General features: G+C 72.7%; 20 protein-coding genes. 10 read left to right on the top strand and 10 right to left on the bottom strand.

The genetic code is table 11. The annotated features are described in order from the left end of the window. Positions 1-8 precede the first annotated feature (8 nt). Complete coding sequence (locus FIP57_RS24305) at positions 9-2,360, top strand: Hsp70 family protein (protein WP_148572904.1); 2,352 nt, start codon at positions 9-11, stop codon at positions 2,358-2,360. A gap of 4 nt (positions 2,361-2,364) precedes the next feature. Further along, positions 2,365-2,985 (top strand): histone deacetylase, encoded by a 621-nt coding sequence (locus FIP57_RS07550; protein ID WP_148572903.1) that lies wholly within the window; start codon positions 2,365-2,367, stop codon positions 2,983-2,985. Here FIP57_RS07550 and icmF read toward each other — a convergent pair. From icmF to FIP57_RS07535, 3 genes are all read right to left on the bottom strand, one after another. Then, on the bottom strand, positions 2,967-6,230 hold the full coding sequence (gene icmF, locus FIP57_RS07545) for a fused isobutyryl-CoA mutase/GTPase IcmF (protein WP_148572902.1): 3,264 nt from the start codon (positions 6,228-6,230) through the stop codon (positions 2,967-2,969). The genes FIP57_RS07550 and icmF overlap by 19 nt on opposite strands. A gap of 32 nt (positions 6,231-6,262) precedes the next feature. After that, a complete protein-coding gene (locus FIP57_RS07540; RefSeq protein WP_148572901.1) occupies positions 6,263-6,760 on the bottom strand; it encodes a MarR family winged helix-turn-helix transcriptional regulator in 498 nt (165 codons plus the stop codon). Positions 6,761-6,828: 68 nt separating this feature from the next. After that, the gene (locus tag FIP57_RS07535) at positions 6,829-7,830 is read right to left on the bottom strand and encodes an ECF transporter S component (RefSeq protein ID WP_148572900.1); all 1,002 of its coding nucleotides are present in this window, start codon (positions 7,828-7,830) and stop codon (positions 6,829-6,831) included. A gap of 248 nt (positions 7,831-8,078) precedes the next feature. On the opposite strand from FIP57_RS07535, the gene FIP57_RS07530 reads away from it, so the two are divergent. Then, positions 8,079-8,849, top strand: a complete 771-nt coding sequence (locus FIP57_RS07530) for a hypothetical protein (protein WP_148572899.1) — start codon at positions 8,079-8,081, stop codon at positions 8,847-8,849. A gap of 14 nt (positions 8,850-8,863) precedes the next feature. Here the strand turns inward: FIP57_RS07530 and FIP57_RS07525 are convergent, their stop codons facing one another. Genes FIP57_RS07525 through FIP57_RS07510 form a run of 4 tightly spaced genes read right to left on the bottom strand, consistent with a single transcriptional unit; the run spans position 8,864 to position 13,715 of the window. Further along, complete coding sequence (locus FIP57_RS07525; RefSeq protein ID WP_148572898.1) at positions 8,864-9,247, bottom strand: universal stress protein; 384 nt, start codon at positions 9,245-9,247, stop codon at positions 8,864-8,866. Positions 9,248-9,275: 28 nt separating this feature from the next. Next, a complete protein-coding gene (locus FIP57_RS07520) occupies positions 9,276-11,345 on the bottom strand; it encodes a tripartite tricarboxylate transporter permease (protein WP_148572897.1) in 2,070 nt (689 codons plus the stop codon). Between the two features lie 10 nt (positions 11,346-11,355). Further along, the gene (locus FIP57_RS07515) at positions 11,356-12,552 is read right to left on the bottom strand and encodes a Bug family tripartite tricarboxylate transporter substrate binding protein (RefSeq protein WP_148572896.1); all 1,197 of its coding nucleotides are present in this window, start codon (positions 12,550-12,552) and stop codon (positions 11,356-11,358) included. Between the two features lie 59 nt (positions 12,553-12,611). Further along, the gene (locus tag FIP57_RS07510) at positions 12,612-13,715 is read right to left on the bottom strand and encodes a PrpF domain-containing protein (RefSeq protein ID WP_148572895.1); all 1,104 of its coding nucleotides are present in this window, start codon (positions 13,713-13,715) and stop codon (positions 12,612-12,614) included. Between the two features lie 213 nt (positions 13,716-13,928). Here FIP57_RS07510 and FIP57_RS07505 point away from each other — a divergent pair, with 213 nt between their 5' ends. The 3 genes from FIP57_RS07505 to FIP57_RS07495 are packed head-to-tail and all read left to right on the top strand — an operon-like array spanning position 13,929 to position 15,937. After that, positions 13,929-14,831 carry a LysR family transcriptional regulator gene (locus FIP57_RS07505; protein ID WP_148572894.1) on the top strand — a complete coding sequence of 301 codons (903 nt, stop codon included), beginning with the start codon at positions 13,929-13,931 and terminating at the stop codon, positions 14,829-14,831. A 26-nt stretch (positions 14,832-14,857) separates the two neighbouring features. After that, positions 14,858-15,298: a MarR family winged helix-turn-helix transcriptional regulator gene (locus FIP57_RS07500; protein ID WP_148572893.1), complete on the top strand. Its 441-nt coding sequence runs from the start codon at positions 14,858-14,860 to the stop codon at positions 15,296-15,298. A gap of 9 nt (positions 15,299-15,307) precedes the next feature. Continuing rightward, positions 15,308-15,937 carry a maleylpyruvate isomerase family mycothiol-dependent enzyme gene (locus FIP57_RS07495; protein WP_148572892.1) on the top strand — a complete coding sequence of 210 codons (630 nt, stop codon included), beginning with the start codon at positions 15,308-15,310 and terminating at the stop codon, positions 15,935-15,937. On the opposite strand, the gene typA is transcribed toward FIP57_RS07495, so the two are convergent. Further along, entirely contained in the window at positions 15,938-17,833 is a 1,896-nt protein-coding gene (gene typA, locus FIP57_RS07490; RefSeq protein WP_148572891.1) for a translational GTPase TypA, read from the bottom strand. Positions 17,834-17,971: 138 nt separating this feature from the next. Here typA and FIP57_RS07485 point away from each other — a divergent pair, with 138 nt between their 5' ends. Together FIP57_RS07485 and FIP57_RS07480 are read left to right on the top strand one after the other, a co-directional pair. Next, entirely contained in the window at positions 17,972-18,412 is a 441-nt protein-coding gene (locus FIP57_RS07485; RefSeq protein WP_238993344.1) for a MarR family winged helix-turn-helix transcriptional regulator, read from the top strand. Next, positions 18,409-19,674: an MFS transporter gene (locus FIP57_RS07480; protein WP_148572890.1), complete on the top strand. Its 1,266-nt coding sequence runs from the start codon at positions 18,409-18,411 to the stop codon at positions 19,672-19,674. The genes FIP57_RS07485 and FIP57_RS07480 overlap by 4 nt, the downstream gene beginning before the upstream one ends. A gap of 32 nt (positions 19,675-19,706) precedes the next feature. On the opposite strand, the gene FIP57_RS07475 is transcribed toward FIP57_RS07480, so the two are convergent. After that, positions 19,707-20,348, bottom strand: a complete 642-nt coding sequence (locus tag FIP57_RS07475; protein ID WP_162529704.1) for an endonuclease domain-containing protein — start codon at positions 20,346-20,348, stop codon at positions 19,707-19,709. Positions 20,349-20,497: 149 nt separating this feature from the next. Between FIP57_RS07475 and FIP57_RS07470 the strand changes: the two genes are divergently transcribed. After that, entirely contained in the window at positions 20,498-21,262 is a 765-nt protein-coding gene (locus FIP57_RS07470; protein WP_148572888.1) for an SIR2 family NAD-dependent protein deacylase, read from the top strand. 51 nt (positions 21,263-21,313) lie between these two features. Here the strand turns inward: FIP57_RS07470 and FIP57_RS07465 are convergent, their stop codons facing one another. Beyond that, the gene (locus FIP57_RS07465; RefSeq protein WP_148572887.1) at positions 21,314-22,003 is read right to left on the bottom strand and encodes an aspartate/glutamate racemase family protein; all 690 of its coding nucleotides are present in this window, start codon (positions 22,001-22,003) and stop codon (positions 21,314-21,316) included. A gap of 19 nt (positions 22,004-22,022) precedes the next feature. Here FIP57_RS07465 and FIP57_RS23120 point away from each other — a divergent pair, with 19 nt between their 5' ends. Beyond that, positions 22,023-22,199, top strand: coding sequence for a hypothetical protein (locus FIP57_RS23120; protein ID WP_162529703.1), 177 nt, complete (start codon positions 22,023-22,025; stop codon positions 22,197-22,199). Positions 22,200-22,210: the final 11 nt, after the last annotated feature.

The raw sequence follows: 22,210 nt of genomic DNA, 5'->3' as shown, positions 1-22,210 counted from the left end.
CGCGAGTCATGGGGTACCGGCTGGGTATCGACCTGGGGACCACCTTCACCGCGGCCGCCACCGACGACGGCAGCGGGCCCCGCATGGTGGGGCTGGGGAACCGGGCCCTGCAGGTGCCGTCGGTGCTGTTCCTGGCCGAGGACGGCACGTGGCTGTGCGGCGAGGCCGCCGAGCGACGGAGTGCGACGGAGCCCGGACGTGTCGTCCGTGAGTTCAAGCGCCGGTTGGGCGACACCGTGCCGGTGCTGGTCGGCGGACAGCCGTTCTCCCCGCAGGCGCTGACGGCGACGTTGCTGCGGTGGGTCGTCGCGACGGCGTCGGAACGGCAGGGTGGTGGTCCCGGGGAGGTCGTGCTGACGCGGCCGGCGAACTGGGGCGGCTTCAAGCAGGAGCTGTTCGCGCAGGTCGGCACGTTGGCGGACCTTCCGGCGGTGGTCACGTGCACGGAGCCCGAGGCCGCGGCGACGCAGTACGCGTCCCGGGCGCCGCTGGAGCCGGGCGCGCGGGTGGTCGTCTACGACCTCGGCGGCGGCACCTTCGACGTCTGCGTGCTCGAGCGGCGCGAGGTGGGGTTCGGGATCGTCGGGACCCCGGACGGGGTCGAGCACCTCGGAGGCATCGACTTCGACGAGGCGGTCTTCCGTCACGTGCTCGGGCTGCTCGGAGACCGGGTGGCGGGGCTCGACCCGGAGGAGCCGGAGGTCACCGCCGGGCTGACCCGGCTGCGCCGCGACTGCGTGGAGGCCAAGGAGGCGCTGTCGAACGACGTCGACGCGGTGGTGCCGGTGGCGCTGCCGGGGGTGACGACGTCGGTGCGGCTCACGAGGACCGAGCTCGAGGAGCTGATCTCGCCGGCGCTGCGGGAGACGCTCGCAGCGACGCAACGGGCGCTGCGTTCGTCGGGGACCACCGGCGACCAGCTGGCCGCGGCGGTGCTGGTCGGCGGCAGCTCACGGATCCCGCTGGTCAGCCAGCTCCTCCAGAGCGAGCTCGGCGTCCGGACCGCGATGGACACCCACCCCAAGCACGACATCGCGCTCGGCGCGGTGCAGTACCAGGCGACGGCAGGCGCCGCTCCTGCGCCGGCACCCTCCGCGGCGCCCGCACCCACGACCAGCTGGCCGACCCGCGACGCCGGCCGGACCGCCACCGCGGCCGCCGCACCCGTGGCACCCACCGCTCCCGTCGCCGCTCCGGCCCGAGCCGTCTCGGAGAGCGCGACCGCCGAGCTGCCCAGGACGGCCCCGAGCACGCCGCCACCGGTTGCCCACCCGCCACCGCCCGCACCGGGCGGCGGTGGGGGCCCGCCGTGGCTCCGCGGCCGGCTGCCGTGGGTGGCCGGCGCCGGGGCGCTCGCCGTGGTCGTCGTGGTGGCCGCCCTGTGGTGGGCGCTGCGCGACACGGAGGAGTCCGGTGGCGGGACCACCGAGGGCGGCGGCACCGAGGAGACGGTGGAGGCCCTGCCGGAGTCGACGCTCGTCGTGCCCCTCGACCTCGGCGACGGTGTCCGCCTCTACGCCGTGGGCGACGGGACCCGCGACCCGCTCACGGAGGCGGGCGTCGCGCCCGACCTCCCGTCGCTCTCGCCCGACCGCCGGCTGGTGTACTTCCGCTCCGGCGACTCGCGCGACGCATGGCGGATGGAGGTGCTCGAGCTCGCCAGCGGCGAGGTGGTGCCCGCCGTCCCTGAGGACCCGCCCGGCGCCTCCTGCGTGAACCGCCCCGCGTGGGACCCCGGCACCGAAGGGCGGGTCCTCGTGCTCTGCCGGCTCGGCGAGGGACCGGAACGCCAGGTGTTCCAGGGGACGGCCGGCGAGGACGGGGTGATCACCGGCCTCACGCCGATGACCGGGCTCGACCAGGTCGAGCTCGGCAACCCGAGCTTCACCGGCACCGGCGCGCTGGCAGTCACCTTCGGGCCCAACCACGAGGCACCCGGCGTGCACGTCTTCCGCGACCCGACGCCGGCGGACCCCGGCGAGGAGGTCGCGCTGACCTCCGGCCAGGCGGAGGACACCGTGGGGTCGCCCGTCGACGGGCGGATCCTCTACCGCAGCGACGGCACCCTCCGGATGGTGGCCGACGACGGCACCGCGGAGAGCCTCGGCTGCCCCACCGAGCCCGAGCCCGACCCGGTCACCCAGGTGCCGACCTGCCTCCTCGTCACCCCCGACAGCGGCGTCGCGCGGGACCCCTCCTGGTCGCCGGACGGGAGCCGCGTGGTGTTCGAGCTCGCCGCCGACGAGGACGCCGAGACGGGGCAGCTGATGGTGCTCGAGCTGGCTCCCGGGGCGCAGCCCGAGCCGTTCAGCGACGCGATCGGCGAGGTCAGCGGGCCGGCGGCCTGGGCGAGCCGCTGAGCGCGTGGAGATCTGGTACGTCGCCTACGGCTCGAACCTCGCGAAGGCACGGTTCGACTGCTACCTGGGCGGAGGACGTCCCGAGGGAGGGGCCCGCACCTACACCGGCTGCCGGGACACCGCCGCGCCGCGGGACGACGTGGCGGTCGAGCTTCCAGGCACGCTGCACTTCGCAGGCCGGTCGACGGTGTGGTCCGGCGGGATGGCGTTCTACGACCGGTCGGGGAATGGCACGGTCGCGGGCCGCGCGTACCTCCTGACGGCCGAGCAGGCCAACGACGTGGTCGTCCAGGAGACACGGCACCCGCTCGGGACCGACTTCGGCCTGCACCTGGTCGCGGAGGGCGGGGCGGCCAAGGTCCGCGAGGGCGGCTACGACACCGTGCTCCGGCTCCCGGACCTCGACGGCCGGCCGGCGGTCACGATCGCCGCCGGCCACCCGCTGGAGCCGCAGCCGCCGAGCGCGGCCTACCTCCGCTGGATCTGCGCGGGCCTCCGGGAGACGCACGGGTGGCCCGCCGAACGGGTCGGCGGCTACCTCGCGCGGTGCCCCGGCGTGCGCGGCGCGTGGCCGGAGGAGGAGCTGGTCGAGCTCGCCCGCGCGTCCTACACGTTGCGCCGGTAGGCCCCGCCGACCTCGAAGAACGCCTCGGTCACCTGCTGCAGCGAGCAGACCCGGGCCGCGTCCATGAGCACCGCGAAGACGTTCTCGCCCGCCATCGCCGCGTCCTTGAGCCGCTGCAGGGCGACCTCCGCCTCCTCGCGGTGCGCCGCCTGGAAGGCCTGCACCCGCTCGAGCTGCGACTGCTTCTCCTGCTCGGTCGCCCGGGCGAGCTCGACGGTCGGCGGCTCCTCGCGGCCCTCCGGCGGGAGGAACGTGTTGACGCCGATGATCGGCAGCGACCCGTCGTGCTTGCGGTGCTCGTAGAGCATCGACTCGTCTTGGATCCGGCCACGCTGGTAGCCGGTCTCCATCGCGCCGAGGACACCGCCGCGCTCGTTGATGTTGTCGAACTCGCGGAGGACCGCCTCCTCCACGAGGTCGGTGAGCTCGTCGATGATGAACGACCCCTGCAGGGGGTTCTCGTTCATCGCGAGCCCCCACTCGCGGTTGATGATCAGCTGGATCGCCAGCGCCCGGCGGACCGACTCCTCCGTGGGCGTCGTCACCGCCTCGTCGAACGCGTTGGTGTGCAGGCTGTTGGCGTTGTCGTAGATCGCGATCAGCGCCTGCAGCGTGGTGCGGATGTCGTTGAAGTCCATCTCCTGCGCGTGCAGGGACCGGCCGGACGTCTGCACGTGGTACTTCAGCTTCTGGGACCGCTCGTTGGCGCCGTACTTCTCCTTCATGGCGACCGCCCAGATGCGGCGGGCGACGCGGCCGAGCACGGAGTACTCCGGGTCCATCCCGTTGGAGAAGAAGAACGACAGGTTCGGCGCGAAGTCGTCGATGTCCATGCCGCGGGCGAGGTACGCCTCGACGTAGGTGAACCCGTTGGCGAGCGTGAACGCCAGCTGGCTGATCGGGTTCGCCCCGGCCTCGGCGATGTGGTAGCCGGAGATCGACACCGAGTAGAAGTTCCGCACCTTGCGCTGGATGAACCACTCCTGGATGTCGGCCATCATCCGCAGCGAGAACTCCGTGGAGAACAGGCAGGTGTTCTGCCCCTGGTCCTCCTTGAGGATGTCGGCCTGGACCGTGCCGCGCACGGTCGAGAGGGCGTACGCCGCGAGCTCCTCCCGCTCCTCCGCGGACGGCGCACGGCCATGCTCCGCCTCGAACTTCTCGACCTGCTGGTCGATCGCGGTGTTGAGGAAGAAGGCGAGGATCGTCGGAGCGGGCCCGTTGATCGTCATCGAGACACTTGTGGTGGGCGCGACAAGATCAAACCCGTCGTACAGCGCCTTCATGTCGTCGAGGGTCGCGACGGAGACACCGGAGGTGCCGACCTTGCCGTAGATGTCGGGGCGCAGGTCGGGGTCGCGGCCGTAGAGCGTGACCGAGTCGAACGCGGTGGACAGCCGGGTCGCAGGCTGGCCCTCCGAGAGCATCTTGAACCGACGGTTGGTGCGGAACGGGTCGCCCTCGCCGGCGAACATCCGCGCCGGGTCCTCGTTGTCGCGCTTGAACGGGAAGACGCCGGCGGTGAAGGGGAAGTAGCCGGGGAGGTTCTCGCGGCGCAGGAACCGGAGCAGCTCGCCGTGGTCGCGGTAGCGGGGGAGCGCCACGCGCGGGATCTTGTTGCCCGACAGCGACTCCCGGGTCAGCCGGGTGTGGATCTCCTTGTCGCGGACCTTCACGACCTGCTCGTCGCCGGAGTAGGACTCGACGACCGTGGGCCAGCGCTCGAGCTGGTTGCGTGCCTCCGCGGGCAGCGCCTCCCGCGCCTCCTCCACCAGCCGCTCCAGGGTGGTTGAGCTTGTCGAAACCACCTCTCCGGCCGTGGTCTCGACAGGCTCGACCACCTGCGACACCTCCCCGAGCACCAGCTCGAGCCGCTGCAGCCGCGCGGCCGCCTCGGCGAGCCGCTCGGTCTCGGCGTGGTAGCCGCGCACCGTCTCGGCGACCTCGGAGAGGTAGCGGACCCGCGACGGCGGCACGATCGTCTGGGTGACCGTCGAGTGCCGGACGTCGACGTGCGGGAGGGTGCCGGTCGACACCGGGAGCCCGTGCTCGGCGAGCAGCCCGCGCAGGTGCTGGTAGAGCGCGGTGACGCCGTCGTCGTTGAAGGTGGCCGCCGAGGTGCCGAAGACCGGCATCTCCTCGGGCTTCTTGCCGAACGCACCGCGGTTGCGGACCAGCTGGCGGCCGACGTCGCGCATCGCGTCGGCGGCGCCGCGTCGCTCGAACTTGTTGATCGCGACGACGTCGGCGAAGTCGAGCATGTCGATCTTCTCGAGCTGGGAGGCGGCGCCGAACTCCGGCGTCATGACGTACATCGCCAGGTCGACGTGGGGCACGATCGCGGCGTCGCCCTGCCCGATGCCGGGGGTCTCGACGATGACGAGGTCGAAGCCGGCGCCCTTGAGGATCGCGATGACGTCGTCGAGGCACTCGGGGAGCTCGTGGCTGCCGCGGGTGGCGAGCGAGCGGAAGAAGACGCGGTCGCCGTCGACGGCGTTCATCCGGATCCGGTCGCCGAGGAGCGCGCCGCCTCCACGCCGGCGGGTGGGGTCGACCGCGACGACGGCGACCCGGAGCTTGTCCTCCTGGTCCACCCGGAGCCGGCGGACCAGCTCGTCGGTCAGCGAGGACTTGCCGGACCCGCCGGTGCCGGTGATGCCGAGGACCGGCACCTCGCGCCCCTGCGCGGCCTCGCGCAGCGCGGCGAGGGTGCCGGCGGGGATCCGGCCGCTCTCGGCGCCGGTGATCGCGCGGGCGACGGCGGAGCGGTCACCGGCGAGCACCGCCTCGGGGGTGGCCGGGGCGACGTCCCAGAGGTCGAGGTCGCACGCCTCGACGATCGTGCCGATCATCCCGACGAGCCCGAGCCGCTGGCCGTCCTCGGGGGAGAAGATCGTCACCCCCGACCCGCGCAGCCGGGCGATCTCCTCGGGGACGATCACGCCGCCGCCCCCGCCGTACACCTTGACGTGGCCGGCGCCGCGCTCGGCGAGCAGCTCGACGAGGTACTCGAAGTACTCCACGTGACCGCCCTGGTAGGACGACACCGCGACCGCCTGCACGTCCTCCTCGACCGCCGCGTCGACGACCTCCTGGACCGAGCGGTTGTGGCCGAGGTGGATCACCTCCGCGCCCTGGGACTGCAGGATCCGCCGCATGATGTTGATCGAGGCGTCGTGGCCGTCGAAGAGGCTCGACGCGGTGACGACGCGGACGGGGTGCGTGGGGGTGCTGTTCGTGGTCACCCCCGAATACTAGGACGTCCTAGTAAATCTGCCTAGTCCGGCAGGTCTCCCGCCCGCCGGCGGTAGTCGCGGAGCAGCCCGGTGAGCGTCGCCACGTCGTCGGCGTCGAGCCCCGGTGCCTCGAAGACCTCCCGGTTGAGCCCGTCCGTGGCGGCCTCGACGACCTCGCGGCCCCGTGCGGTCAGGGTTGCCCGGACCACCCGGCGGTCGTCGGCGTCGCGCTGCCGCTCGACCAACCCCTGCGCCTCGAGCCGCGCCACCGCGCTCGACACCGAGGTGGGGTGCACCTGGAGGAGCGAGCCGAGCCGGGTCATCGGCATGCTCCCGGCGCGGGTGAAGGCCAGCAGCCGGAGCACCTCGTAGCGCGCGAAGGTCAGGTCGAGCGGGCGCAGCACCGCGTCGATCCGCTCGGTGACCAGCTGCTGGACCCGGGTCAGCGAGGTGACCATCGCCATCCCGTCCGCCGCCGCGCCCCAACCGTGCGCCACCCACTGGCGGCGCGCCTCCTCGATGGGGTCGGGCTGGGCCATCGTCTCCTCTCCGCGAGGCCGACGACCGGCCCGCGGCTGGGACCCTACCGGCGCCGGACGGCGGACGGTCAGCCGCTCGAGGGGTGCTCGGCGAGACCGCCGTGGCCGCGAGCGGCCCCGGCCGTGCCGAGCAGGGGGAGGTGGCGCCAGGCGCCCCAGGAGGCGGGGAGGGCCGCGACGACCACGAGGGCGACGAAGCTGCTGATGATCTTGTCGCCGAGCGACACGACGAGGTTCGACACCGCGGTGCCCAGCGCCGACGACCCGGTGAGCTGCGCCAGCGTCGCGCCGATGGTGTCCTGGGAGTGGCCGGTCGAGCCGTCGAACAGCAGCAGCAGGAGGGGGACGGCGACCGCGCTGCAGGCCACCGCCACGAGAAGCCCCAACGAGAAGAACCGCGGCAACGTGCGGCCGAGCCCGAGCCGCCGCACGCCGTACCCCCAGGCGAGCGCGCCCACGACGTTGACCAGTGTGAACGGGAGGCTGGCAGGGCCGCTCGTCGCGACCCCCGCCACGTTGGTCAGCACGCCGACCAGCGCGCCCCACCACGGCCCGAGGACGATCGCGGCGGCCGCCGTCCCGACCATGTCGAGGAAGACGGGCAGCCGCAGCGCCTCGTGGAAGGCGTTGCCCGCGAAGTTGACCAGCACCGCGGCGACGAGGAGGAGAGCCAGCACGCCGGGACGGGGCAACGACGGTGCCGCCTCGGCCGGGCCGCGTCCGGGATCGTCCGGCGCCGGGTCCGGCGGCGCCGCCAGGGCGGGCGCCGGCTGTCGGCAGCGGGCGACCCAGGCGTCCACGTCGCCGTCCGCCGCGCCGAGAACCTCGGCGATCTCGCGCACGAGCACCACGTTGACCCGGACGCGTCCCGGACGGAAGCAGTCGTAGATCGTGGAGCGTGCGATCCGGGCCGCGTGGTCCGGCACGCCCGCGGCCGTGCGGCGCTCGGTGACGAGCTGCGCGATCGAGGCGTACGACGGCTCCCCGGCGGCGAGACGGAGCGCCTGCAGCCTGTCGACCAGGGGGTCCCAACGGCCGTTCTGCACCGTCGCCGGACCCTGCCCGTCCACCACCGTCGTCCTCCCGTAACGCCGGCCCCGAGCCGGTCAGACCGCACCCGCCGCCTCCGGCGGGGCGCTCCGACTGTACGTCCGCGGACGGCTCGTCCGGGCGTGAACAGGGATGTCCGGACTCGTCCGGGAGGTGATCTTCCCCTGTGGAGCCGCCGAGCCGGGCCGATCGTGGTGGCGTGCCGGCGACGACAGGGGGGTCGCCGGCGCTCGTCACCTGCCCCCTCTCCAATCTCGAGGAGCCCCACGTGCCGTCCACCCTCATGCGCGTCCGCGCCGGCGCTGTCGCCGCACCGGTCCTGCTGTCCATCGCCGTCGGCGGCCTCACCACGCCGGCCCACACCCAGGAGCCGGGCGACGCGCCGCAGGTCCAGAAGGTCACCACCGCCAACGAGTCCGGCGGCCTCACGCCGTACATCCCGCTCTACAGCACGGGAGTCGTGACCTTCACCGACTCCACGCCGAGCGCGGCCGACGACTACCGCGTGCGCCTCGGCAAGAAGGACGGGTCCGGTCACGTCCAGGCCCTGGGCGGGGGTCGGTTCCGGGCCACGTTCGACGTCTACTCCCTCGAGAACGGCCGGAGCTACCCGGTGACCGTCCAGGAGGTCGGTGCCGGCGGCGTGACCGCGACCAGCGCCCCCGTCGACTGGACGTTCCGCTACGTGCGGCACCCGCGGAAGTTCGTCACCTCCAGCACCAAGGTGAAGGGGCAGTGGACCTACCGCGCGGGGAAGCGGGCGACGTTCCGCTTCAAGGGCACGTGGGAGCCCGGCACGCGCGTCTCGACGCAGGTGTGGGTGAGCAAGCGGAAGAAGTTCACCCCCGACGACTGGTCCGCGAACGTCTACGGCAAGGCCGCGCTGCTCGAGGCCAAGCCCAAGGCGAAGCCGGTCCTCTCGGTCAAGATCCCGCGGAAGGTCGTCGGCAAGTACGTCTGGGTCTCGGTGCTGGGGTGGAAGGACGGCACCGCTGGCTGGACCTTCTCGACCCCGGCGGCCAAGGTCGTCCGCCGCTGAGGCCCTCGCCGGCCTCAGGCCCCAGGAGCCCCGTCGGGCTTGACCGTCAGCACCGGACAGGTCGCGCCGAGCAGGATCCGCTGGGCGGTGCTGCCGAACACCAGCTTGCCCACGGCCGAGCGGTGGCGGAGCCCGAGCACCACCATCCGGGCGTCGTGGCGCTGGGCGACCTGGACGACCGCGTCGCCCGGGTCGCCGACATCGCCGCGGACGACCTCCACCCGGCCGGCGAGGGCCGGCCAGCGCCGCTCGACCTCGGCGACGTCGGGGCACTGCTCTCCGCGGACCGCGGGGACGAGCACCACCCGCTCGTCCGCGCGGGCCCACTCGCCGGTGGCGGCGGTGGCGACGGCCCGCTGTCCGGGCGGGGTGTCGGCGTAGGCGACGACGACGGTCATCGGGTTCCTCCCGTGGTGGTCAGCGGGCTCACTGGAGCGCGCCCAGCGGCAGCTCGACCGGCAGCAGCGACGGCAGCGACAGCAGCACCAGTCCGAGCACGAGCGTGTGTACGACCGCGGTCCGGGGCCGGGTGCGGGCGACGTAGAGCAGGAACACGGGGGTGAACACCAGCGTCGCCGCCAGGTAGCCGCCGACCATGACCAGCACCAGGAAGGTGGCCATCGCGGCGAAGGTGCGCGCGCCGATCGCGAGGTCGCGGTTGCGGACCGCCGCACGGGCCTCCTGGGCCACCGTCCGCTGCTCGACCCGGGTCGCGACCAGCGTCGACCCGCCCGAGGGCGCCTCGTCGTGCACCGTGGGCTCGGGGTCGGCCTGGGGCTGGAACCGGGGACGGAGCTCCTGCCAGAGCAGGAGGCCCGCGGTCACGAGGCCGCCCACGGCGACCAGCCGCGGCATCAGCGCCGCCTCCTCCGAGAACGAGCCGCTCATCCAGAGCGCGCCGGCGAACACGGCCGCGGCGACCGCGGCGACGCCGAGCGACCACGGGGTGCCGGCCATCGAGCCCTCGAGGTCCACCTCGGCACGCTCCTCGACGGGGTGCTCGTCGCGGTGGCCGTCGTCGGCCCGCCCGGTCGCGGTGCGCGCCTTCCGGAGCAGCGACCAGAGGACGGGGAGCACCAGGACCGCGGCGAAGGCGAGCACGCCCGGACGGGTCATCCAGCCGGCGCCGTCGTACAGGTTGGTGGTCAGGTAGTAGTAGCGCTCCATCGGGATCGCGAGGACGAACCCGATGAGGAACGGCGCGCGCGGCATGCCGGTCGCCTTGAGGAAGAAGCCCACGACGCCGAGGGCGACCATCACCCAGAGGTCGCCGAGCTGGCCACCCTCCTGGAACGCGCCGAGCAGCATCACGACCAGCAGTCCGGGGCCGAGCACCGCGAACGGCACCTTGGTCAGCCGGGCCAGCGACCCGGTGGCGAGGAAGCAGAGGAACGCACCCGCGACCGACGCGATGGCGAACGCCCAGATGATCAGGTACATCAGGTCCAGGTGCTCGCTGACGATCGACGGTCCCGGCTGGATGCCGTAGGTCAGCAGCATCCCGAGGAGCATCGCGGACGGCACGCCGCCCGGGATGCCGAACAGGAAGGTCGGGATCAGGTCGCCGGCCTCGACGGAGTTGTTGGCGCTCTCCGGGCCGACGATGCCGCGCGGGTCTCCCTTGCCGAACTTGCGCTTGTCCTTCGCGGTGGCGACGGCCTGGCCGTAGGCGAGCCAGGTGCCGGCGGTCGCGCCGACGCCGGGGAGCACGCCGGCCCAGATGCCGATCAGGGCGCCACGGACGACCTGCGTCCAGTGGGTCAGCCATTCACGGATGCCCGAGGCCCAGCCGCCGGTGAGGGTCACCGGCTCCTCGGTCACCTTGCGCTGGCCGACGCGGCTGGCGATCTCCGCGAGGCCGAAGACACCCAGCGCCACGGCGACCAGGGAGACGCCGTCGCTGAGGAAGAGCGAGCCGAAGGAGAACCGCTCCTCGGCGGTCGTGGGCGAGCTGCCGACCAGGCCGAGCAGCAGCCCGAGGAACCCGGCGGTCAGCCCCTTCACCACGTTGCCGCGCGACAGCACCGCCGCGAGGGAGACGCCGAGGATCGTCAGCATGAACAGCTCCGGGCTGCCGAACGACAGCACCAGCGGGCGGGCCAGCGGGATCGCGAGCGTCAGGCCGACCGCGCCGATGAGCCCGCCGGCCATCGAGGAGAGGAAGGCGAGCGACAGGGCGCGTTTCGCCTGCCCGCGCCGGGCCATCGAGTAGCCGTCGAGCATCGTCACGCTCGCCGAGGCCGAACCCGGTGCGCCGAGCAGGACCGCGGCCACGGTGTCCGAGGTGTGCACGACCGCGAGGGCGCCGATGAGCATGGCGAGCGCGGGCTCGGGGTCCATGCCGAAGGTGACGGGGAGCAGGATCGCGACGGCACCGGTGCCGCCGAGCCCGGGGATCAGCCCGATGACGAGACCGGCGAGGACGCCGACGACCAGCATGATCAGCAGGGACGGGTCGGCCAGCGAGGCCAGGGCGGAGAAGGCTGCGTCAGTCATCGTCGTGGCCTCAGTCGATCGTGATGTCGTAGTCGGTCTCGAGCAGCTCGAGGACGTCCTCCCGGACGTCGTCGTCCACCCGGTAGGCGTCGCCGATCCGCTCGGCGAGGTCGGGGGAGGCGTCGAGCGGGTAGCCGCCGAGCACCTCCTCGGCCGACTTCTGGAACGCGGGGTCCTGGCCCATCTCCTCGGCGGTCGAGCGGAGCAGCTCGACGGCCTCGTCAGGCGTGTCCTCGGGGACCCAGAGCGCCTTCTGGTACGTGTACGTGAGCGCGAGGATCGCCCGGTAGGTCTCCAGCGCCTCGGCGTCGGGCTGCTCGCCGTACACCTGTTCGTAGACCTCGACGACCGTCGGCAGCCTGGGGAAGTTCGGGTCGCGGACGATCTCGCCGTCCTCGTCGACCTGGCCGAGCGAGAACAGCGGGACGGCGGTGCCGTCCTTGACCAGCGGCTCCACGGCCGGGCCGTAGGACGAGGTGGTCTGGTAGTCGATGTCGACCTCGCCGCGCTGGAGCGCGAGGTTCACCGGACCACGTCCCTCGAAGCCGAACGTGGAGGTCACGTCCGCGTCGAGCAGGTCGAAGGCGAGCATCGTGGTCAGGTCGAGGCTGGTCGCCGCGATGCCGCCGAAGACCAGCGGCTCGTCGCGGTCGACGAGGTCCTTGACGCCCTTCACCCCGGCGCCGGTCCGTGCGTAGACGACCGCGCCGGTGCCGTTGGCCAGGATCGGCCGGAGCTCGTTGAAGTCGTAGCGGACGGCGGGCATGTCGAGCAGGTAGGGCACCACCGTCGAGGCGGTGCTGACCAGCACCTCGGTGCCGTCGGAGCGCGCGGACGTCATGAAGTTGTTGGTGCCGAGGATCCCCTCGCCGCCGTCGTCGTTCACCGGCGCCAGCCCGGGGGAGCCGGGGACCTTCTCGGTGAGCTCGGCGGCGACGAAGCGGGCCCAGGTGTCGGTGCCGCCGCCCTCGGCGAGCGGGATCATCATCTCGACGGTCTCACCGGCGTAGTCGCCGTCGGTCGTGGATGCCGCGGGGTTGAGCAGGTCGCCCCCGACGACCGAGACCCCGACCGCGAGCGCGGCGAACCCCGCGACGATCGACCCCGCCGTGCGGGGGGTCGGGGCGGAGCGCTCGTCGACCGGCGTCGGGTCGGTCGACGGGTCGGGTGTCGTCACCAGGACCTCGTCGTCGACGTGCTGGGTCATGCAGGAACCTCCAGTGGACGAGCCTCGCACGCGAGGCTGGGAAGAGCGATCTGGTGCGGTCAGGCCGAGGCGGACGGGAGCAGGGGCGGGTCGGGTAGGAGCACGGAGCCGTGGGCCAGCCGCCGGTAGGTGCGGAGCACGCCGACCACCGGCACCCCCTCGTGCTCCTCGACGAACGTCGTGACGCTGCCCGCCGGGGTCCCGAGGCGGAGCCCGCCGGTCGGGGCCGGCTGCGGGACCAGGTCGTGGACGACGGTGCCGGGGACGCCGGCGGCGAGCGTGAGCGCCACCGAGCCGGTCACCGGGACGGCGGGGTGGAAGCGGCCCATCGAGAGCATCCGGACCACGAGGTCGGCCTCGACGCCCGGCCCGGGTGCGGAGACGACGGCCAGCTTCGGGACGGCGCGCTCGACGGCGGCAGGGGTGCCGGCCAGCCCCATGAGCACGCCGGCCTCGCGCCGTACGCCGTCCAGGTGGGCGAGCAGCCCTGGCACCACGTCGAGCGCCGCGGTGTCCTCGTCGCCCCGGACACCGACCTCGCCGGCGGCGACCGCCACGACCGGCGCCCCTGCGTCGACGAGCGTCACCGTCACCCCGCCGACCTCGGTCGAGAGGACGTCGCGGGGCCGGCCCGTCGGGAAGAGCATGCCGGTGCTGCGGCCGGCGGGGTCGACGAACCCCATGCGGACCGGCGCTCCGGGGAACGGGACGCCCGGGATCGTGTCGGTCGGCGACTCGTCCAGGCGTCCGCCGGGGGTGGGGACCCGCTGCAGGATCAGCTGCTTCGTGTTGGTGTTGAGGACCCGGACGGCGGTCTCGTCGGTCTGGACCGGCACCCACCCCTCGCGGATCGCGAAGGAGGCGACGACCGCGGAGCAGTTGCCGCAGTTGCTCCCCCAGTCGACCTTGGCCTCCTCGATGCCGACCTGCGCGAAGGTGTACTCGACGTCGACGCCCTCGTCGGCGGACGGCGCGAGGATCACGGCCTTGCTGGTGGTCGAGGTGCCGCCCCCGACGCCGTCGACCTGGCGGTGGTCCGGGCTGCCGTACACGCGGAGGAGGACCTCGTCGACCGAGAGGTCGTCGACTCGCAGGTCGTCGCGGCGGAAGACCCAGCACTTGCTGGTCCCTCCGCGCATCCAGGTCGCGGCGATCTCGCGCACTTCGGCCTCCTGTCGGGTGCCCCGGTCCGTCCGGGGACCCGATCAGCGTGCGACCGATGTGCGTTGTAGCACAATCGCGAATCTGCACATGTACGTGTAGCGATCCTTAACTCGTCGAGCCGCCCCTCGTGGCGGGACGAGCGTTCAACCACGTCCAGCAGCGCTGGATGCACCTACATGGCCTTGTAGCAACCCTTCAGGCAGACTGGCCGGGTGCTGGACGTGAAACGACTGCGGGTGCTGCTGGCGATCGTCGAGGAGGGGTCGGTCACCGGTGCGGCCGCCGCACTCGGGTACACGCCGTCGGCGATCTCGCAGCAGCTGCTCCGGCTCGAGCGCGAGGCGGGACAGCCGCTGCTCGACCGCCAGGCCCGCGGGATGCAGCCGACCGAGGCCGGGCTGGTCCTCGCCCGCCACGCCCGCAAGATCGTCCGCCAGCTGGCGGCGGCCGAGGCCGACCTCGCCGACATCGCGGACGTGCGACGCGGCAGCGTCACGCTCGGGACGTTCCCGACCGTCGGCAGCTCGTTCCTGCCCCTGGCCGTACGCCGCTACCGCGAGCTCTACCCGGCCATCGAGCTGTCCATCGAGAGCGGCCGGGAGGACCGGCTCGTGCAGATGCTCGAGGAGGGGCGGGTCGCGATGTCGCTGCTCTGGGACTACGAGTGGCAGCGCGTCGACAACGATGAGCTCGTGCTCACCGAGCTCTTCACCGACCCCACGGTGCTCCTCGTGGGTGCCACGCACCGGCTCGCGCGGCGCCGTACGGTCAAGATGGCCGACCTCGCCGACGAGCAGTGGATCATCCGGGCCGGCGGCCACCCCGTCGTCGAGGTGCTGCGGCGCAGCGCGCTCGCAGCCGGCTTCACGCCGAAGATCGCCTTCCACGCCAACGACTACCAGGAGGCGCAGGCGATGGTCAGCGTCGGGCTCGGCATCGCGCTCGCGCCGCGCACCGCCACCGTCAACCAGCACCCCGACGTGCGGGTGGTCTCGCTCGGCGACACGGCTCCGCCGCGGCGGGTCCTCGCCGCGCACCGGGCCGGCCGGGTTCGCGGCGCCGCCGAGCTGGCCCTGCACGACGTCCTGGTGGACACCGCGGCCCGTTACGGCTGAGCGACCAGTATGACATCATTGGTGTCATGTCGCGAGGTGAAGCGGTCTACGAGGTGCTCCGGCACGTGCGCCCGCTCGTGCTCGAGTCGACCCGCGTGGTCGAGAGCCGGGTCGCTCCGCTCGGCTGGACGGTCGGCTCCCGTGCGGTCGTCGAGCTGCTGGCCGCGCGGGGTGCGTCGACCGTGCCCCAGCTCGCCGGGCTGCTCTCGCTCGCCCGGCAGAACGTGCAACGGCTCGTCGACGGCCTCCGGGAGCTCGGCCACGTCAGGGTGGTGGAGAACCCGGCCCACCGGCGCTCGGTCCTGATCGACCTCACACCGGCTGGTCATGGGGCCTTCGCGCGGCTGCACGACCAGGAGCTCGACGAGCTGGCGACGCTCGCGCCGGAGATCGGTGTGCGAGACCTCGCGACGGCCGCCCGGGTGCTGGCCGCGCTGGAGCGGGACGTCCGGGACCGGGCCAGGTGAGGAGGGGCGATGGAGAGGGAAGAGGTCTTCACGCGCACTGCGCGCAACCGGCGGCTGCTCGCCGACGTGCTCGAGGGGCTGGGGCCGGAGCAATGGGCGGCGCCGACGCTGTGCGAGGGGTGGACGGTCCGGCACCTCGCAGGGCACCTTCTGCAACCGGCGTTCGTCGGCTTCGGCCGCTTCTTCGTGACCTCGCTCCGGTTCCGCGGGGACACCGCGGCCACCGTCGACCACCTGGCCCGCCGGCTGGCGGAGCGTGAACCCGCCGAGCTCGTCGCGCTCCTTCGCCGGCACGCCGACGACCGGGTGGACCCGCCGCGGGTCGGGCCGATGGGGCCCTTCGCGGACTCCTGCATCCACCTCCGCGACCTCGCACGTCCGCTGGGGCTGGCGGCGGACGTGCCCCGGGACGACTGGCGGGAGCTCCTGGGTCACCTCACCTCGGGCCGCGCCGCGCCGGCGCTGGTCGACCCGCGACGGACGGACGGCATCACCCTGCGCGCCACCGACGCCGACTGGCGGCACGGGGAGGGGCCGGAGGTCGCCGGCACGCTCGAGGCGCTCGCCATGGCCCTCACCGGACGGGCGTCCGTCCTCCCGGAGCTCCAGGGCCCCGGAGTGGCTGCGCTGCGGGGATGATCAGCCCTTGCGGGCCCGGGACGCCGCCTTCGCGCGCTGGTTCTGGTCGAGCACGACCTTGCGGATCCGCACCGTCTCCGGCGTCACCTCGACGCACTCGTCCTCGCGGCAGAACTCCAGGCACTGCTCCAGCGACAGCTTGCGCGGCGGGATGAGCTTCTCGAAGTTGTCGGAGGTGGAGGAGCGGATGTTGGTCTGCTGCTTCTCCTTGGTGATGTTGACGTCCATGTCGTCGGCGCGCGAGTTCTCGCCGACGATCATCCCCTCGTAGACCTCGGTGGTCGGCTCGACGAACATGACGCCGCGCTCCTGCAGGTTCGTCATCGCGTACGCCGTCGCGGCACCCGCGCGGTCCGCGACCAGCGACCCGGTGGCGCGCGAGCGGATCTCGCCGGCCCACGGCTCGTAGCCCTCGAACACGTGGTGCGCGATGCCGGTGCCGCGGGTGTCGGTGAGGAACTCGGTGCGGAAGCCGATCAGGCCGCGTGCCGGGACGATGAACTCCATCCGCACCCAGCCGGTGCCGTGGTTGGTCATCTGCTCCATGCGCCCCTTGCGGACCGCGAGGAGCTGGGTGATCGCGCCGAGGTACTCCTCCGGCGCGTCGATCGTCAGCCGCTCCATCGGCTCGTGGAGCTTGCCGTTGATCTCCTTGGTGACGACCTGCGGCTTGCCGACGGTGAGCTCGTAGCCCTCTCTTCTCATCTGCTCGACAAGAATCGCGAGCGCGAGCTCACCACGGCCCTGGACCTCCCACGCGTCGGGGCGCTCGGTCGGCAGCACCTTGATGCTGACGTTGCCGATGAGCTCCTTGTCGAGCCGGTCCTTGACCAGCCGCGCGGTGACCTTGGCGCCCTTGACCCGGCCCGCGAGGGGGCTGGTGTTGGTGCCGATCGTCATCGAGATCGCGGGCTCGTCGACGGTGATCAGCGGCAGCGGCTTGGGGTCCTCGGGGTCGGCGAGCGTCTCGCCGATCATGATCTCCGGGATGCCGGCGATCGCGACGATGTCGCCCGGGCCGGCCTGCTCGCCTGGCTTCCGCTCGAGCGCCTCGGTGACGAGGAGCTCGGTGACCTTGACGTTCTGCTGGCTGCCGTCGCGCTTGAGCCACGCCACCTGCTGGCCCTTGCGGAGGGTCCCCTGCTTCACGCGCACCAGCGCGAGCCGGCCGAGGAACGGGCTCGAGTCGAGGTTGGTGACGTGCGCCTGCAGCGGGGCCTCGTCGTCGTACGTCGGGGCCGGGATCGTCTCGATGATCGTCCGGAACAGCGGCTCGAGGTCGGGGGAGTCCGGGAGCCCGCCGTTCTCCGGCATCTCCGTGCTCGCCCGACCGGCCTTCGCGCTGGCGTAGACGACGGGGAAGTCCAGGGCGTCCTGGGAGTGGCTGTCGTCGAGCAGGTCCATGAACAGCTCGTACGTCTCGTCGACGACCTCGGTGATCCGGGCGTCGCTGCGGTCGACCTTGTTGACCACCAGCACCACGGGCAGGTCGGCGTTGAGCGCCTTGCGGAGCACGAACCGGGTCTGCGGGAGCGGCCCCTCGCTGGCGTCGACGAGCAGCACGATGCCGTCGACCATGCTCAGGCCGCGCTCCACCTCGCCGCCGAAGTCCGCGTGGCCCGGGGTGTCGATGATGTTGATGGTCATCGCCTCGACGGGCTCGTCGAGCTCCTTCAGCGCCGGGCCGGCGTACCGGACCGCGGTGTTCTTGGCGAGGATCGTGATCCCCTTCTCCCGCTCGAGCTCGCCGGAGTCCATCGCCCGCTCGTCGACGTGCTGGTGGGCCGTGAACGACCCGGCCTGGTGGAGCATCGCGTCGACGAGCGTGGTCTTGCCGTGGTCGACGTGCGCCACGATGGCGACGTTGCGGAGGTCGTGCCGGGTCTGCTGAGGCATGCGGGAGTCACTTCGACGTGGGGGAGGGAACTGGCCAAGTCTAGGGGCCCGCGGAGCCCCCGCCGGCCACGCGCGGGTGGGCGAGGTCACAGCGCAGCGGCTACGACTGCATAGGAACACTATGTAACCTGGGTGCTCGTGGCCACCGAACCCGCACTCGTCGACGCCTGCAGCGACCTGGTGATGTACGCCTCCCGGCTCACCCGGGCGATCCGTCGCCGCCACGAGATGTCCGCCGGGCTGCGCGTCCTCGCGCTGCTCGACCAGCACGGACCGCTCGGCATCACCCAGCTCGCCCACCTCGACCGCTGCTCGCAGCCGACCATGTCGGCCGCCGTCGGCGGCCTCGTCGAGCGGGGATGGCTGGCCAAGGAGCCGCACCCCACCGACCGGCGGGGGAGCGTCGTCGCGCTGACCGACGAGGGGAGCGCCGAGCTCCGGCGCGCCCGCCGGGCGAACGGCGAAGCGATCGCGGCACGCGTCCGGGAGCGCACCGACCACACCACCGACGAGGTCCTCACCGCCGTGGCGGTGCTGCGCGACCTGCTCGAGACCGACGACGACGAAGGGACCCCGTGACCAGCCCCGTCACCACCGCACCCACCGAGGCGCCCGCCCAGGGCGGCTCCATCCTCCGCCAGCCGCGCGCCGTCTGGGCCGTGGCCTTCGCGTGCGTCATCGCGTTCATGGGCATCGGGCTCGTGGACCCGATCCTCAAGGAGATCGCCGCGAAGCTCGAGGCGACGCCGAGCCAGGTGTCGCTGCTGTTCACCAGCTACATGGCGGTGATGGGCGTCGCGATGCTCGTCACCGGCGTGGTGTCCAGCCGCATCGGCCCCAAGCGGACGCTGCTCTCGGGGCTCGTGCTGATCATCGTGTTCGCCGGCCTCGCCGGTGCCTCCGACAGCGTCGGCGCGGTCATCGGGTTCCGGGCCGGCTGGGGGCTCGGCAACGCGCTGTTCGTCGCGACCGCCCTCGCCACCATCGTCAGCGCGTCGTCCGGCTCGGTGGCGCAGGCGATCATCCTCTTCGAGGCCGCGCTCGGGCTCGGCATCGCCTCGGGGCCGCTGCTCGGCGGGCTGCTCGGGGAGCAGTCGTGGCGCGCGCCGTTCTTCGGTGTCTCGGTGCTGATGACGCTCGCCCTGGTCGCCACCGCGTTCTTCCTGCCGACGACCCCACCGGTCGGTCGGCGCACGTCGCTCGCCGACCCGTTCCGGGCGCTGCGCCACAAGGCGCTGCTGCTGCTCGCGCTGGTCGCGATCTTCTACAACCTCGGGTTCTTCACGCTGATGGCCGCCGGCCCGTTCGCCCTGCCGAGCTTCGACATCATGGCGATCGGCTGGACGTTCTTCGGCTGGGGCGTGCTGCTCGCCGTCACCTCCGTGGCGCTCGCGCCGGTGCTGCAGCGGCGGTTCGGAACGATGCCGTCGCTGACGGCGGTGCTGGCCCTCTTCGCCCTCGACCTCGCGCAGATGGCGGTCTTCGCCGACCACGAGGTCGCGATCGCGGCCGGCATCGTCGTCGCCGGTGCCTTCCTCGGCGTCACCAACACGCTCGTCACCGAGGCGGTCATGGGGTCCGCGCCCGTGGAGAGGCCGGTCGCCTCCGCGGCGTACTCCTTCGTGAGGTTCACCGGCGGCGCCGTCGGCCCCTACGTCGCGCTCAAGCTCGCCGAGCACGTCGACCTGCACGCACCGTTCTGGTTCGGTGCCGCAGCCGTCGCCGTCGGCGTGGTGGTCGTCGCCACGGGCGCACGGACCATCGACCGGGCCCTGCACGGCGGCCCCGCGCAGCACAGCGTCGAGGAGGCCGAGGACGTCCTGCTGGGTGACCTCGACTGACAACGGCCACTCGGACGTGCAGCTCCGCCGGATCAGGCGGTCCAGAGCAGCGTCGGCGGCAGATCTGCACGTCGGTCGGGCCCTGCCGTGACAGCGATGAGGCAGTCCCGGACGTAGTCGCGCTCGAACATGACGTGCTCCCAGGCGAACCGCAGGACGGTCCACCCGCGCACGACGAGGGCGTTGTACCGCTCGCAGTCGCGTCGGAGCGCCCGGCGCGTGCCGTGGAACTGGAACGAGTCGGCCTCGACCACCAGCCGGCGCCGGCGGTCGACGAGGTCGGGGCGGCCGCGGAACCCACGCTCCTCGATCCAGACCTGGGGCCGCAACCGGAGCCCCGGCACCTCGAGGCTGATGCCCCGCACCGCCGACTCGAACGGGTTCGCCGCCAGCCGGCTGGCTTCGGTCGCGACGCGGAGTGCCTCCGTCCGGCCAGTCGTGGGGACCGTGAGGGCCAGCTCGACGAGCCGCTCCTGGTCGATGTCGCGGTGGCGCAGGGCGGAGTCGGCGACCGCGAGCGCATCGGGGAGCGGAAGGTCCCGGGCGCAGTCGAGCACCGTCCGGTAGTGGGAGGTCACGTCGCCGTGCCGCTCGTCGGGAGCGAGGTCGCGCCACCGGACGTCGACTCCTCGACGCCGCTCGGGCGCGACCTTGCGGTTCCGGGGCACGATCACGGCTGTCGCGTACCGGCCGATTCGTCGAACGGCTCTCCACAGGGCCGCTCGGACGTGCAGCTCGCGCCGGAGGCGGGCTCTTCAGCCGGTGGTGGCGGAGAGCCGCACGTCCGTCCGTCCCCTCCAGGCGGCGACCTACGCTGGCCGGCATGGAGTTGGTCGAGCTGCTGAGGGACGCGCGTGCGGTCGTCGGGTTCACCGGCGCCGGGGTGTCGACGGAGTCGGGGATCCCGGACTTCCGCTCACCGGGCGGGGTGTGGACGCGCTACGACCCGCGGAACTTCGAGTTCGACCGCTACGTCACCGACCCCGAGGTGCGGGCGCTGAGCTGGGAGATGCGGACCGAGTTCTTCGCCGAGCCGTGGGCGCCGAACCGGGCCCACCTCGCGTTCGCGCGGCTCGAGGACGCCGGCCGCTGCCTGGGCGTGGTCACGCAGAACATCGACGGGCTGCACCAGGACGCCGGGTCGCGGACGGTCGTCGAGCTCCACGGCACCGCCCGCCGGGTGATGTGCATCGGCCACCGGCCGGAGTACGGCACCCCCGCCGGTTGCGGCTGGGACGCCCCGCACACCTGGGCGTTCGAGCGGCTGGACGCCGGGGAGGCCGACCCGCACTGCCCCCGGTGCGAGGGGCTGGTGAAGTCCTCGACGGTCTCCTTCGGCCAGCAGCTGTTCCCCGGCGTGGTGGACGCCGCCTCGGACCTGGTCCGCCGGGCTGACGTGCTGGTCGTCGTCGGGAGCTCGCTGCAGGTCTACCCGGCGGCCGCGCTGCCGATGGACGCCATCGACGCCGGCGCCCGCCTGGTGATCGTCAACGACGAGCCCACCCCGTTCGACGGCGTCGCCGACCTGGTCGTGAGAGGTCGCGCCGGCGAGGTGCTCGGCCCCGTGGTGGACGCCCTGCTGGGTTGAGACAGGCCAGGTCAGGCCGGGTCAGGCCGGGTCAGGCCGGGTCAGGCCGGGTCAGGGGAGCGTGCGGTCGAGCGCGGCCTCGACGTGCAACGTGGTGACCGGGAAGACCGGAAGGTCGGAGTCGGCCTGCTTGATCAGCATCTCGAGCTCGGTGCACCCGAGCACCACACCCTCGGCGCCCTCGTCCCACAGCTCGTTGATCACCTCGACCACCGCGCGTCGGGAGGTGTCGAGCACCTTCCCGTGCACGAGCTCCTCGTAGATGATCCGGTCGAACGTCGCGTGGTGCCGCTCGTCGGGGACGAGCACCTGCAGCCCGTGGGAGGCGATGCGGTCGGTGAAGAACGGCCGGCCCATCGAGAACGCCGTGCCCAGGAACGCGACCGACTCGAGGTCCTGCGCCTTCACCGCCTCCGCGACCACGTCACCGAGGTGGAGCATCGGGATGTCGACCGCGGCGGCGACCTGGTCGGCCACCATGTGGAACGCGGTCGTGCAGAGGAGCAGGACGCTCGCGCCCGCGGCTTCGACCCCGTCCGCCGCCGTCGCCAGGATCTCGGCGACGTCGTCCCACTTCTCCTTGCGCTGCAGGTGGGTGAGCTCTCCGAACTCCACCGAGCTGAGCACGATCTTGGCGGAGGACAGCCCGCCGAGCCGGCGTTGGGCACCCTCGTTGAGGAGGCGGTAGTACTCGGCCGAGCTCTCCCAGCTCATGCCTCCGACGAGTCCGATGGTCAGCACGCCGCGAGTGTGCCATGCGGTGGCTACCGACGGGTACACGACGTCGAGATCGACGGCCCTTCCGCTCCACACCCAGCTCGGGGCGGCCGGGCTCGAGGTCGACGCCGACATCGGTTCGGCGGCGCTGGTCCACGCCTCCATGGCGGTCACGACGTGCGCACCCATCGCCCAGAAGAGCACTGGCCAGACCACTTGACCATCAGCCGG

Source organism: Nocardioides caldifontis, assembly GCF_008087345.1.
GTDB classification, from domain to species: domain Bacteria; phylum Actinomycetota; class Actinomycetes; order Propionibacteriales; family Nocardioidaceae; genus Marmoricola_A; species Marmoricola_A caldifontis.
This window is presented reverse-complemented; position numbering and strand designations above follow the sequence as displayed.